The sequence below is a fragment of the Nocardioides pocheonensis genome (assembly GCF_003725535.1).
GTDB lineage: Bacteria > Actinomycetota > Actinomycetes > Propionibacteriales > Nocardioidaceae > Marmoricola > Marmoricola pocheonensis.
On sequence record NZ_RJSF01000046.1, the window covers coordinates 239,618 to 252,753 of the forward strand.

The window sequence follows — 13,136 nt, forward strand, 5'->3', positions numbered from 1 at the left end:
GAGTATGCGGGCACCGTGGCAGAAAAGACAGTAGTCAACGCGCCTGAATGTCCAGCACGATCAGCCGCGGATCACATCTGCTCCATCCTTGTGACCAACCGGCGCTGCACTTCGGTCGAGCGACCGTGCCCAACTCCGGCGGCGGAGGCGTGCTCGCCAAGCGCGGCGCCAGAGGTCGATGAGCGTCAAACTCCCGTGGGACGGTCAACTCGGGGACTGGAGGCAATCGGCATCAAACGCCTTCGTGGCCTACGTCAGACGGCAGCTCGTCGGCCCTTCCGACGGGCCGGCAGAGATCATCTTCGATCCGCCGAACCGACAAGACCTGGCAACGCATCTCGGTCGGGTTTCAGCGCCTCGTCGAGCAGCGCCGCGTGCGGGACTACGACGAACTGGTTGCGAACGCCGGAACACTCTGAGCATGTCCAGTTGGGCCTCATCGCCAGGCGTCCGGCGCGGGATGCAGGGGAACCGCGGCCGCGACACGAAGCCCGAACTCGCTGTCCGGCGCGCCGCACACGCTGCGGGCCTGCGGTATCGCGTCGACTACCGCCCGATCCCGACGAACCGGCGGGCGGACCTCGTATTCACGCGCGCGACGGTCGCCGTGTTCGTCGACGGTTGTTTCGGGCACGGTTGTCCCGAACATCACGCGATCGCGAAGACCAACGCCTCGTTCTGGGCCGACAAGGTCAGACACAACCGGGAGCGGGATGCCAACACCAACGAGCTGCTCGTCCAAGCTGGATGGACTGTGTTTCGGGTTTGGGAGCACGAGCCGCCCGAACTCGTCGTCGCCCAGATAGTGGCCGCGCTGCGGCCTGATGACGGTGCGGACCCAAAGCAGCAGCGTGCTCACTCCAAGTAGCGTCAGTTTGATGGCATCCCATGCGAGCACGAGAACGACGAGGTTGAGCCAGCTGGGAGCGCCAGCGGCAAGGGTCTCCGCCACCATATGCATGGCGATTAGGAACACGGCTGCTACTGCGAGCAGCCCGACCGCCGTTGGAAACCGCGGCGCCGCCATACGGACGCGACGGAGCAGGCGGTTCGTCGGCGCGTACATCTGGAGGTACCGGTGCGCGAGTGCAACCGTCGCGAACACCGGGAGTGCAAGCAGGAGGACCATCAGGACTCCTTTCCTCGGGTCTTCACTGCATAGACCGCACACATCCTGCTAGCGCTCAGCGCGTTAAAACCTGTGGACGGACGCGCCGCGTCGCGTCCTATGGAGCACACATGGCCGACGACTCGAGGGCCTGACGCGGTCGGCTGGCGGGATCGCGCACGCTCGTCGCAGCTCGAACTGCCTGGAGAGCCCGATGTCTGTCGTTCTCCTGGGCCGCGTCCGTGGAGCGGCCGCCGACAGGAAGGTCGGAGACGACGCAGTAGCGCTCGCGGTAGGCGGCAACGGTGCTGACCTGGGCGAGCCACCACTCGCGACCGTTCCTCTCTGTCGGCGGTGATCCGAGCCGGCGCATCCACGCCGGCAGCTGCGCCACCGCCTCCTCGGCGAGCGCGCGGGCACGGGTCTCGATCATGTGCTTGCGCTCGTCGATGGCCTGGCGATCCTCGTCGCTCATCACCCCGAGCGGGTCCGGAATCAGACCGGCAATGAGTCTGGGCTTCACCCCATGCTTGCCTCGCGGTACCGACGATGCCACCGCCTCGACGCGGAAGGTCAGGACCGCTGCGATGTCGTCGGCGTCTTCGAGCCCATGCTGTGCGACTACGCTCGGCAAAAGTCGTTCGAGATCGTGGTGGTTCGCCTCGGCCCTGCGGAGCGCGGCCGCCAGCGGGCCGAAAGCTGTCGACTCGGTGACGCCCCTGTTCTCCGAATCGCTGAGGCCGGAGCGCCGAAGAAGATCAACGAAGCGTTCGCGCTGGGCATGGGCGGCAATGGTCTCCAGTTCCGCGGCGAGGCGGTCGATGCCGCCGTACAGCTCGTACTCGGCTTCCATGGTCTGGAGTGCGCCGACGCTCGCACCGCTGTGCTGGAGTACTCCGAATAGGACGGTCCGCGCGCTGATGTCCTCGGGTTCGGGCGTCGTGTGGCTGTCGTCGGGCTGGTCCAGCGCGACGTAGGCAATGTTGGACTCGCGACCGCGGCTCATCGAGACGTAGAAGTTCTCCCGCGTAGTCGTAGGCGTGACGACGACGTGTGAGGTATCGACCGTGACGCCTTGCGCGCGGTGCGCCGTGACGGCGTACCCGAGGTCGAGGTGCTCCCCCACGTACTCGCGAGGTAGCACGGCCTTTCCCCGTCGGCACGGGTCGACGCGGTCGACAAGCACGGAACCATCGCGCCTGATGTCGGCGATCCGCCAGCGGTCGCCGTTCTTCACCCATCCACCGGCCGATGTGCGCAGGGTCCGCTCGTTGCGACGCGTGATGACGACGTCGCCGGTGGACGCTCGGCTCCCGTCGCCGAGTGCAACCTCCTGGCCGTCCGCCGCGCCATCGAGCAAGAGGCGTTCGGCACGTGCCCGTTCATTGAGCGCGCAGACCGCGTGCAACGACTCGGTCACAAGGATGCTCGCCTTGCCCGCCTGCGAATCGGCCCGCCAGGCGTCGTACGCCTGGTCGAGCATCTCGTCCGTGAGCCCCTCGCGGATGCGCTTTTGCCGCGCGTAGGTGGAGATGATCTCGACCTCGCCGCGTCGCAGCGCCAGCGAGGCGTGCTTCTCCCACGAATTGGTGAAGCGGTGGATCTCGGTGAGCTCGGGAGCGTCCGTTCGCCGGTCGACGAGCAACGAGAAGGCGCCGCCAGCGTCGACAGACTGCAGCTGGTACGGATCGCCGACGAGCAGCACCTTGGCGCCGGTGGACTCAGCGATGCCAGTGATCCGGTCGAGCGTGGCCGTGCTGGCTAGCGTCGCCTCGTCGACGATCACGAGCTGGCCTTCGCGGAAGTTCGTGCGCCCGAGATCGAACTCAGTCAGCCACTTCGCCGTGTTGTCGCAGGCGATACCCAAGTCGTCAGCCAAGGCCTGAGCCGCGGCAGCCGAGGGCGCGAGCCCGATGACACTCCCCCGGCCGTGCTCGGTGATCCACACCGAACGAAGCGCACGCATGGCGGTCGTCTTGCCTGCGCCCGCCGGCCCGACCAGGAGGTCGAGCCTCCGCCCGGATGTCGTGATGCTCTCCAGCGCGGTCCGCTGCTGTGAGCTCAGGCCTCCGTTCGAGTGGGCAAGGACGCGAGCCGTGACCGCAGAACGGACTGTCGGCGCTCCACTCGCCTCGGAGCGCGCCAACAACTGCCCCTCGGCCGCGATGATCGCCGTCGAGGAGTACTTCACCGAGTGCCGCGGGCGAAACACGCTGGTCCCATCCTCCCTCCGGAATCCCGCGGGGCTGAGCGTGAGGTCCGGCGGGGTGAGTGCCACCGACTGGGCCTGGGCCGAGTCGACGACCATCGCGATGGCAGACTCGCGGTCAGCGGTAGTGGCGAAGCGGAGGTCCATTGTCTGCTTGGACGCCTCGGCCATCAGGTTCCAGTGGTTCCAAACAGATCGCTTGATGCTCACCGCCGCGACAACGTCCGCGGCGATCGCCTCGACCGCTCGGAGCGGCACGTCGGCGATCCGTAACGGCATGGCGCCTGCGCCCAGCAGCGTCGAAGCCCACGCCGTGGCGTCGCCACCGACACGCTCCGAGGTGCGCCGACGCCACTCGGCGGTGAGGTCGACGAGCGAACGGATCTCCTTCGGCGGACGCGTTGCGAGCGTCGCCTGGGCGCGGAGCTCCACGATGACCTTCGCCGACGGCTGCCGACCATGCTGCGCCACGTACTCTGCGATCAGCGCATCCTTCTTCACCTCGATCTCCCGCGTGCGACTCGAGAACTCACCGATCAGCTCGTCGCTGACCCCGGCGATCTCCCATCGCGGGTTCCTTTCCGCCCCGCGCTGGCGCATTTCCCACTCGACGCCGACGTCGCGGGCGAGCCGGTCGGCGAGCAGCGCGTTGTAGTGCTCCGACAGCCCGGTCCTCGACGCGAAGACGGGCCGGCCGTCGAGGCTTCGCCAGCGCCCGTCCATCTGAGTGAGGACCTTGTTCGAGACGACGACGCAGGCACGCACCAGGTGGGGAGAACACGCCGCGAGCACCATCTGGGACGCCTCCATCGTCAAGGTGATCCTCGGGGGCGCATCCGCCTCGAAAGACCTGCAGGAACTCTCATTGCTCATCGGCGAACGAGACGAAGCCTCCGACACCGTGACGATCACGGACTACGGAGCCCGTTCGTTGCAGCGCTCGCTCCGGCGGGTATCGATCATGCCACCGGAGCGGATCCGCACGATGCCGTTCGGCACCGGTTTGGTGATGCTGCGGAGTGCACCGCCGATCATCACCCGCCTTCGCCCCTGGAACCCCGGATGACGGTGGGGGCATCTGGTGGAGCAGCGATGGCCCCGCAGATCGAAGACCGGATGCCGAGCCCCAGGCGGTGGCCGGAAGCGCCCCATTTCGCCCAGAGTGACGCTCTGGTCCAAGCGCCCGAGGGACGAACTGACCACCCCGCCGACTAGGTCCTACGGTGTAGGGCGACCAGTCGTCGATAGTTGATTCCCAGTGTTTGGGCGCCGCGCGTGAGCCCTGCCGACTTGGCGGCATTGCCTCACTTGGCCGGTTCTGACTCAGTGTGGCGACGGGCTACTCGTCGCTCAAGGAGATCGCGACCTCGACTATCTCTGCGCCCTCGAACTCCACACGCACTTGGGCGGTACAAAGCAACCGGGCAGCCAGCTCGATCGAGGCCCTTTCTCCGTCGTTGTAGTCGACGAATCCACCTAGCGTGTCCCCTACTTGGGGGATGAGTGTCGAGGGAAGGCCCACCGAGAGCACAGCGTCGAAGGTCACGGCAACCTCGTCAAGTCTCATGCCGTAGTCGTACTCGTGAACAGTCCCCGACTCCACGAGCGGGAAGTCCGTGGGCGCCGCGCTGACCGACTTCACGACGACATCGCCAAGGTCGGCTAGGACGCTGGCGATTGATCTATCGTCGAGCTCCAATTCCAATAGTTCGCGAACGACCCGGGCCGCGTCGGCGCTGTCGAGAATGTCACCGGCGAGAGACCGCACGTTGTCGATGACCGCCAACTCAGTCGCGTCAAAGTAGAAGTCGGACCAGCCATCAGCCTCTTCGGCTTCGCCTGTCCGCGCTGGATCGTCGCTGACCTCCGCGGTCGCATCTTTCCCACCCTGGCCCGGCTCCTCGCCAAACCCCGCAGCTTCTGTGGAGCGGTTCGGCCCGTAGGGGTCGGGGTCGTCACGGTCAGGATCATCCGGTCCCGACCCCTCTGGACCGCCGGGCCCAGCGGAAGACTCGCCCAGATCCTGACGGGTGCGGTCATACACGAATCGTCCGAGTGTTTCGGTCCAACCGGTCTCGACCTCGATGACTCCGCGAGCGATGTCGCGAGGTTCACGGAGCACGTTCTGAATGTCGACCATCGCCGAATGGCCGCCAAGAAGTACCGCCGCGCGCCGATGTCGAAGACCCGACGCCATCAAGGCCCGGGCCGCTGGGGTTGACACACCGAAGCGGAGGTATTCGGGGAGCATTGCCACGGCGTCCGCGATCACGACATCAGTGTCAGCAAGATGGCGCTGAAGAACGGCGACTGCCTGCTCAACCAACGTCGCTAGTGAGTAGGAAACTAGTTTGCCGTAGATCCGCAGTATCTCGTCGACGGACCGGCTCGTCTGCGAAGCAATGTCTTGGAAGCTCGTACCGTTGATCCACAACGCGACGATGTCTCGGAGGGACGCCCGATCCGGCAGGTTGAGCGGCGGGACTTGCTCTTCAGCAGGAAAGGCTTCCCTGAGGTCGGCTTGGAAGTCTGGTTGCCTGTAGGCCCAGGCAAGGACCGCGTCGAGGAGGCTCTCATCGACCGGCGATTCAATGGTGTCCCAACTGTCGAGCGCTGGGACCAGGTCAGTGACGACCGAGTCGACCAGTCGTGCTCGAGCCCCGGTCTCGCGGATCCACGGCATACGACCCCGCGTTCGCAGATCAGAAAGCCGCGTTGCGCGCATAGCGAAGACCGTGGAGAGCAAGGTCTGTCCGCGCTGGTCAAGCTGCTGAGCCGCAAAAGTGTTGCGGGCGAGCGCGGCGGCCGCCTGCCGGAACTCCTCGTCGCCGAGTTCGTCGTGAAGAAGCTCGATCAGCGTCGAGTCGATGCCATCGGTCAAAGGGAAGAGTGCGGCGGCGCCTTCGAGCAGCTCCGTGGTAAGGCGAGTTCCCGTTTGGATTGAGTTCTGTAGTGCCTGCACCAGCGAGCGGAGAGCACCGTGGACGTCCTCTCCGGGCTGGCCAATCGCGACCGGGCGCACAGCGGACCACTGGTTGGGGTTCGCGCAGATGACGAGCCCCTTGGTCGAGCTCCCGGCCCGACCTGCGCGACCAACTAGGTTTCTGATGTCCCGCGCCAACATCGGGATCGGTCTACCGGTTCGGGACCGGCGCTGGACCGCATAAAGGACAAGGGTGCGGATGGGCAGGTTTACACCTTCGGCGAGCGTACCCGTGCAGAGCACCATTCGAACGACGCCGTCGCTGAGCAGCTCCTCAACTGCCTCGCGGGTTTCCTGAGGTATGTCCCCATGGTGCACGACGACCCCGGCTGTAAGGGAAGCCGTACCTACCCAATTGGGGCCGTACTCGCGGGTGAGATAGTCGCCGACCGAGTCGAGTCGAGCACGATCCGTTACAGAGTCCAAGGGACGTGGAAGAGGGACGTTGCTCCTCAGCTGTCGCAGGAGCTCATCTGCGAGGCCCGCCACGCCTTGATCGCCAGTCTTTGTCGCCGAGAAGACGGCCACCGTCCCCAGTGCCATCGACTTGCGGGCGACGGCGATCGCTTGAGTCTTCACCGAGCCGAACTGGAAGGTGTTGAGGTTCCCGGTGGTCTCATTCCGGAACCGGAAATCTGAGTCCTGCAGGAAGTCATTCAGAGTGTGGGCTGGAATGGTGGTGTCGACAGCCTGCATCTGCAGACCGACTCTGGTTGAGCGTCCGCTTCCAGCGGGTCGGAGTACCGCATATTCAGCCTCCGCCGGACGGAAGTCGCTTCGCACAACGGTGTCGGCCGAACCTCCCAACCAAGCGTTGATTTCTTCGATGTTCGGAACGATCGCGGAGACGAAGACAGTGCGAGGCGGCCCGCCTTCACGTCCCAGCAGTCGAGCGAGCAGAAGTTCGAGGGCGACACCTCGACCTGGCTGGTCAAGCAGATGCCCCTCATCGCACACGATGAGCGAGATGCGTGCGACGAGTTCAGGAGCAGAACCCAGCAGGCCCGTCAATGCCTCGGGGGTAGCGACAATCGCGCGGAGCTCGTCGACTCCCTGAATCTCCTCGTAGCTAGGCACTGTCCCGCCGTACACGGTTCGAGTAGCGATGCCTATGCGAGTCAGTCGCCGGGCGAGTGATCCTCGAAGTTCCCTTGCCAATGCTCGGTAGGGGACCAGCAGGACTGCTAGGTCATCTGGCCGTTCGACCAAGTGATTGAACAGGAGCGTCTCGGTAAGCGCTGTCTTGCCGGCGCCGGTCGGCATCTGCAGCGAGAAGGGTTCGTCACTTGAAAGAAGACCGGCCTGGATCGCCGAGATCTGCGACGGGAAGAAGTCCCAGACCGGGCGGCGGCGGTTCAACAAGGAGCCGACGAGAGGGTCCCAACGTGACGAGCCGCCATCCGGCAGCACGGCACGGAGATTCGTCACCCGAAATCGGTCGAGTAGCGACGCATAGGTGCGCTCGGCTATCCATTGGTCGGGACCGACCTCGAGCGACGACTCAACCGCTCGCTGAGCGCCGGCGGCCGCCGCCTCGATGCTGGCGACATCACCGCTCGCCAATGCGCGGAGAAGAGTTTGGACACGCTCGGACGCCATCCGTGATGGTCGAGCTAAGAAGTCGTAACAAGCGCGGTACGCATCGTCGCTCCACGCGTCTTGTGTCGCTACTTGCTGCATCGTCACGTATGCCGAGGCCGAGTAGCCCCCGCCGTAGAATGCCGCTGCTGAGAAGAACGTTGCGTCCAGTTCGGCGGAGCCAGTCAAGGTGCGTGCAACACCCGAAAGCGCGTTCCCCAGAGTGGCCCAGTCCCGTGAATCTGCTGGGGGCTCTCGCATCAGGTCAAAGAGTTCTCCGACGAGCGACACGTATAGGTCAAAGCTTCGGCCGTCCTGATAGTCGAGTCCAGCGACCTCAGACTGGAGGCTGTACTCCCGCAGGCTCTGGCGGGTGTCTGCGTCGGCAACCCACCGCCGGAGTACCTGCCTCATGAAACGACGTCCACGCCAGACTTTTCGAGGAGCACCTCGAATAACTTCTCGTAGTTGGCCTTGAGGTCCGGAACAGAGATGACCACCAATGTGCACTCACCCAGGTGGGGCACCGTCACCCCTGCCAGTTCCGCATCGACCAACTCCGAGCTGAGAACAACGACGGCGCGGAACTCGTACGTCGCCTGTGGATGGTCCGTCGCCTTCACAAAGCGCTCGATGTGGTCGAGCTGGACAGTCCCAAGGTGTCCGAGAATTGCTCGCTCCTTAAGCCACAGCAACGTTTTGGCCAATCGACTTTCGCGGTCCTTCCGCGAGTCCGCGATCGCATCTGCCACCGGAGTCGAGCTGCCGTTCGTCGATTTCGTCTTCACCTCGGCACACAAGACGACATCTTGGTCGGATGGGACTGGCCACTGGGGCAACTGGAACTGAACGATGTCTGACCCTTCTGAGGCTCTCGTCCGCCGGCTCTTCAGCCGCCACATCTTGGGTTCGAGTACGTCGCCTGTGATCGTGGAAGCGAGGTAGATCGCACCCACGATTTCGCCGTAGTCGCCAGCCATGACCGAGCCCTTGTCCGGAAGCACCGCCTCCACGACGGTCTCGAAAGGCAACTTCTTGTCATCGACGATCGCTTGAAGCGTCGCATCTGCGATGTAGCAGCGGCGAGCAGGCACTCCCAGCAGCTCAGACCACGCTGCCGTCTTGTCGTCAAGAATCATCACGACCACGTACGGGTCATTGAGCGTCTCGATGAAGAAGGACCGGACCTCAGCGAGGTCGAGACCTAGTTCCTTCATGTCGCCCGATCCCCGTCCCAACGACCCGCTAGCTCACCGCTACTCAGCGGCGAAAAGCCTAGGACATCCAGGAGTGTCACCGTCAGGGAAACGCTCGGCTTGGCTCTGAGCTGTTTGATAGCGACGTAGTAGTCCGCCGAGCCTGCTGTCGACAACGGCCGGGCCAACGATCGACCACGATGGCGCCATGGTCTGAGCGTCGCTTCCAACGCGGCGGGTTTCGAGAGCATGCGCAGCTCGTACCACGGTGTGCCGAGACCCTCGTCACACCGCTGGTCAGTTCATGCCCGCCGTGTCTCGTACACGTCTAGGACCTCGAGAAGGACTTGTCCCATCTCAGTCACCTGAAACCCAGTGCCGCCCAACACGCTCAATGCACGGGCGAACCCAGCGTTAGAGAGCCCAGTGGCGGCTAAGGCAGCCTGGTCATCAGTCATGCCGGATGCCTCCGCCAGGGCTTCTACGTTCCAACGCTCTGCTTCGCCTAACGCGGTCACTTGGACGGGTTGGAGGTCTTGGTACGGCTCTGGCTCGTTCGACTTCCACTGGGGCGGGCCTGCCATCACACGCAGTAGGGCAATGTGTTGCCGCCGGAGGGCCTCGATCCCGAGGAGAAGAACCTCGGCCTCATCGGCCCGATCTGGATGGGCCGCTGCGTTGCCTAGAACCGCACCCAGGGCTTCGAGAACTTCGTCCTGACCAGTCATTCCTGCTTGCCAAAGGACCCGGGCAGCGATCGGAACAAGCTTCGGATTGGCCGCAATACGCTCTCCGAGATCCTCGCGAGTCATACCCGCCAAGTCTTCGGCGGCGCGGAGGGCGATGGACCGCGTCCTGGCGAGTTCGGCTCGCGCCTTGGCACTGAGCCGAGCCATAGGATCGGTTGCGACTCCGGCAGTGAGCATCCCCGCAAGCGCCCCAACGAACTCATCGACCCAGTCCGTTTCCTGGCGCGGCTTCATCCCACCGACCCTAATCCCGGCAAGGCGCGAGCGCGCGTGATCCCGCCGCGTTGCGCCAGTTCGCCAGTAGCGTCGTCGCATGGAGAAAGTCGTTCGCGAGGAGCTTGATGACGAGGATTATCAGATCAAAGAGGTGTTCGCGGTCTATGGCCGGGCCGCTTACCAGGCCCAAGTACTGGAGCGTGGACTTGCCAACGTCCTGACCGTCGCACGCACGGCGGCAGCACGAGGTAGCGGCGACGATTTCGATGCGTTCCTCGAGCAGCATCTGGGGTCCACGATGGGACGGCTGGTGAGCCTCCTAGGTCCCCATGTCCATGAAGACGGCGACGTGTTACCCAACCTTCGGGCCGCACTCGAAGAGCGAAACCGGTTGGCCCATCGCTTCTTCAGACAGCACGAACTTGACTTCGGTTCGTTCAGTGGACGAGAAGAGATGCTCGCGGAGCTTTACGGCCTGATTGAACTCTTCGAGAGCGTAGACGCGAGCCTTCGGATAGTGATCGACCGTCTCCTTGCATCAGTCGGCATGACGGCGGAACAGCGCCGGAACCTTGAAGCCGCAGAGGTACTGCGACTGCAGCAATTGGCTGAGTCCAGAGACAGGTCGGAGGCCTAACCCCAAGAAGTTCCTCAATGGTTGCGCTCGACAATGGCGCGTCACACCGCCGCCAATCAGCCGCTCCCTCGACGGCTTAGAGACCCCTGAGGGAAGTTCAGTTGTCAACGCGCAGGAGCGGGCCCTGTTGGGTCTTCAGGAAGCGAAGTCCCTCTTCGGTTCATTCGCATTGCGCGCACGAAGGACAAGCAGCGTCTCGAACCGGTCGACCTCAGTTACGAGAAGTTCCCCGTCGGGAATTGCCGCTGCGGATGGCTCACCGTCGACGGTTGAACAGACTCGCGTAATCCGCCCGAGGCTGGCGACTTCGTTGCCTGGCCCAGTACCGAGGAAGGCGTGCTCGAATGGCCGGTCGTACTCCTGCGCCCGATTCACGTCGAGCTCGACCAGTGCGCCGCCGCTCGGATTGACAGCGGTGTCGTCTGGCGCGAACGGCGAAGCGTCGTTGGTCACCACCATGCCAAGCCGAGGGCCAATCGCCTCAAGACTTTGGCGCCAGAATCCTGCGAACCAACCACTCATCGACGGTCGTAGATGGATGACCTCCTGGGCCAGCGCAAGGTAAAGACGAGCCGCGCGCCTGGTGGTCTCCTCAACCGCACGACGTTGAGAGCTGCTGTGCGGCAAGAGGTAAGCGCGAGTGGACTTGGCGTGAAACACGAGGTTCCGGGTCGAAGAGTAGAGCTCGTCGTACAGGGCTTCGACCGGATCCGCAGCACCTTCAGGAGCATGCGCAACTAGACCGACGACCTTGTCCGCCTCCGTAAGTGCTCGACGGAACCACTCACCCTCGCCTTCCTTAGGTCGCACAGTGCGCTGCGGGGTTAGGGAGTCCAGGATCGATTCCAGTGCGAGGTACACGTTGCGGAACGAATCAAACAAGTCGTCGGTGAGCTGAGACAGCCGGAAATAGCGTGCGCTCTCCTGCCACACGGGCACAGGCGGCAAGACCGGCACACCCCCAGTCACGGTCACCTTCGGAGCGCCCAGCGTTATCGTCGGAGCACTCAATAGGCGAATGACTGACTCGGAGCGCTCCGACCACCAAGCGACATGCTCTGCAGCTGCATGACGGATCGCCAATGGCGGCGCCCCGCGCAGGCACATGAGGTCCAGCCCTTTGTTTGCCGCAGCCAAGGCCTCATCGCGCACCAGCTCATAGTTTGCACCGGACTTACCGCGCGCGACGACGATCTGGCTCCCGGCTCGCAACTCGATGCGCCACGCATCGATGGTCTCGGACGCGTCCTCCTGCGCTGCCTCAGACAACCGAAAGGCACCGCCGGCGTTCGCGCCGTCGAAGAAGCCCATTCCGTCGATGCTCGCTTCCGCCACCCCAGCATTCTCATGTCAGACTCTCCATTCGAGTTCGGTCCGAGGCGCATCACGAGGCATCAAACCCACCACCCCGGATTGCTTCGCCCCGAAGTTTCGGAGGGAGCTATGAAGACCCGACAAGCAGGTGCGTCTTTCCGCGAGTTGCCGACCCGATATGGGCGTACGGTGCCAAAGCACCAAGCATCGACGTAGGCTCCCCGCGTGTCACAGCCGTGGAACCCCAACGTCTCCCCGAAGGGAAAGGTCTTGGGAATCTACGGCAGCTTCACCGCCATCGCTGCCTTCCTTATCGCCTTGGAACTGCCGTGGCCCTGGAAGTCATTGGCCGTCATTCCTATCGCAGCCACAGTCGCCCTAGTTGTCTCAGCTTGGAAGGCCGGGCGCGATGTCGTGCGGTCATGGACAGAGGATCAGCCTCAGTAGTAGTCGTTTGCTGCACCAGACGAGCTCACGGGACGACGGCCATTGTCATTGAGCTGCCGGGCTTCGCCCATGTCCACAACGGCCGGAGGACCTGAGTCTTACCGCCGCCTAATCGCGCATCCGCTCATGCCGAAGGCAGCGGCGCCGGTGACCGCGGCTATGCGGGCGCCGGATTCGTCAAGAGCGTGCGCGAGGCGGAGGTGCCAGGGCCAACGCTGACGGAGGGGCGCGCGCACGCGGTGTCGGCGACCGACGAAGAAGCCTTCAGGCGCCCGCGATCCAATCCCGTACGCCTCCCGTCTTTCCTCCCGCGCTCATGTCTCGGGGTGTCGCGATGCGACCTCTAGCGAAGGACGTGAGCATCTTCAATGAAGGCCGCGATGTGGAAACCTGACCCATGGATGCTGATCACCGGCGTTGCGCGTTGGCCCGTCACCACTCAGGTCCAGGCCCGGCGGAACGCTCTGCTCGCGTGCACCGTGCTGGCCCAACGTATGCGAGAACGAGACGAGGTCGAGGAGTTCGTCGGCCGCATGAGCCCGCCCGTTGCTCCCCAAGCAAGCCCCTTCAACTCCGCGCACAATCGTTGATCGCCTTCATCGTGGAAACCGTTCGAGTGTGCCCCGGAGTGCAAACGGCGGCCGTTGCCGCACCCGGGGTGTCCGTGGCCATGAAAAAGTCCCCACTGGTGGCCAGGTC

General features: G+C 64.2%; 9 protein-coding genes. 4 read left to right on the forward strand and 5 right to left on the reverse strand.

Going from position 1 to position 13,136, the window contains the following annotated elements; all coding sequences use genetic code 11:
• Positions 1-460 precede the first annotated feature (460 nt).
• Positions 461-868, forward strand: a complete 408-nt coding sequence (locus EFL26_RS20700; protein ID WP_123224803.1) for a very short patch repair endonuclease — start codon at positions 461-463, stop codon at positions 866-868.
• Positions 869-1,226: 358 nt separating this feature from the next.
• Here the strand turns inward: EFL26_RS20700 and EFL26_RS20705 are convergent, their stop codons facing one another.
• On the reverse strand, positions 1,227-4,127 hold the full coding sequence (locus EFL26_RS20705) for an AAA family ATPase (protein WP_148046790.1): 2,901 nt from the start codon (positions 4,125-4,127) through the stop codon (positions 1,227-1,229).
• On the opposite strand from EFL26_RS20705, the gene EFL26_RS20710 reads away from it, so the two are divergent.
• Positions 4,045-4,383 (forward strand): TraM recognition domain-containing protein, encoded by a 339-nt coding sequence (locus tag EFL26_RS20710; RefSeq protein WP_123224835.1) that lies wholly within the window; start codon positions 4,045-4,047, stop codon positions 4,381-4,383. The genes EFL26_RS20705 and EFL26_RS20710 overlap by 83 nt on opposite strands.
• A 273-nt stretch (positions 4,384-4,656) precedes the next feature.
• Here EFL26_RS20710 and EFL26_RS20715 read toward each other — a convergent pair whose 3' ends face one another.
• The 3 genes from EFL26_RS20715 to EFL26_RS20725 all read right to left on the reverse strand — a co-directional run bounded on the left by EFL26_RS20715 (position 4,657) and on the right by EFL26_RS20725 (position 10,057).
• Positions 4,657-8,292 (reverse strand): DEAD/DEAH box helicase, encoded by a 3,636-nt coding sequence (locus tag EFL26_RS20715; protein WP_123224805.1) that lies wholly within the window; start codon positions 8,290-8,292, stop codon positions 4,657-4,659.
• Positions 8,289-9,095 carry a Hachiman antiphage defense system protein HamA gene (locus EFL26_RS20720; protein WP_123224806.1) on the reverse strand — a complete coding sequence of 269 codons (807 nt, stop codon included), beginning with the start codon at positions 9,093-9,095 and terminating at the stop codon, positions 8,289-8,291. Before EFL26_RS20720 ends, EFL26_RS20715 begins: the two co-directional genes overlap by 4 nt.
• 281 nt (positions 9,096-9,376) lie before the next feature.
• Positions 9,377-10,057, reverse strand: coding sequence for a hypothetical protein (locus tag EFL26_RS20725; RefSeq protein WP_123224807.1), 681 nt, complete (start codon positions 10,055-10,057; stop codon positions 9,377-9,379).
• 79 nt (positions 10,058-10,136) lie between these two features.
• Between EFL26_RS20725 and EFL26_RS23935 the strand changes: the two genes are divergently transcribed.
• Positions 10,137-10,676 carry a hypothetical protein gene (locus EFL26_RS23935; protein WP_148046791.1) on the forward strand — a complete coding sequence of 180 codons (540 nt, stop codon included), beginning with the start codon at positions 10,137-10,139 and terminating at the stop codon, positions 10,674-10,676.
• A 135-nt stretch (positions 10,677-10,811) separates the two neighbouring features.
• On the opposite strand, the gene EFL26_RS20740 is transcribed toward EFL26_RS23935, so the two are convergent.
• Positions 10,812-12,011: a hypothetical protein gene (locus tag EFL26_RS20740; RefSeq protein WP_123224810.1), complete on the reverse strand. Its 1,200-nt coding sequence runs from the start codon at positions 12,009-12,011 to the stop codon at positions 10,812-10,814.
• A gap of 794 nt (positions 12,012-12,805) precedes the next feature.
• Here EFL26_RS20740 and EFL26_RS23940 point away from each other — a divergent pair.
• Positions 12,806-13,027: a hypothetical protein gene (locus tag EFL26_RS23940; RefSeq protein ID WP_148046792.1), complete on the forward strand. Its 222-nt coding sequence runs from the start codon at positions 12,806-12,808 to the stop codon at positions 13,025-13,027.
• Positions 13,028-13,136 lie beyond the last annotated feature (109 nt).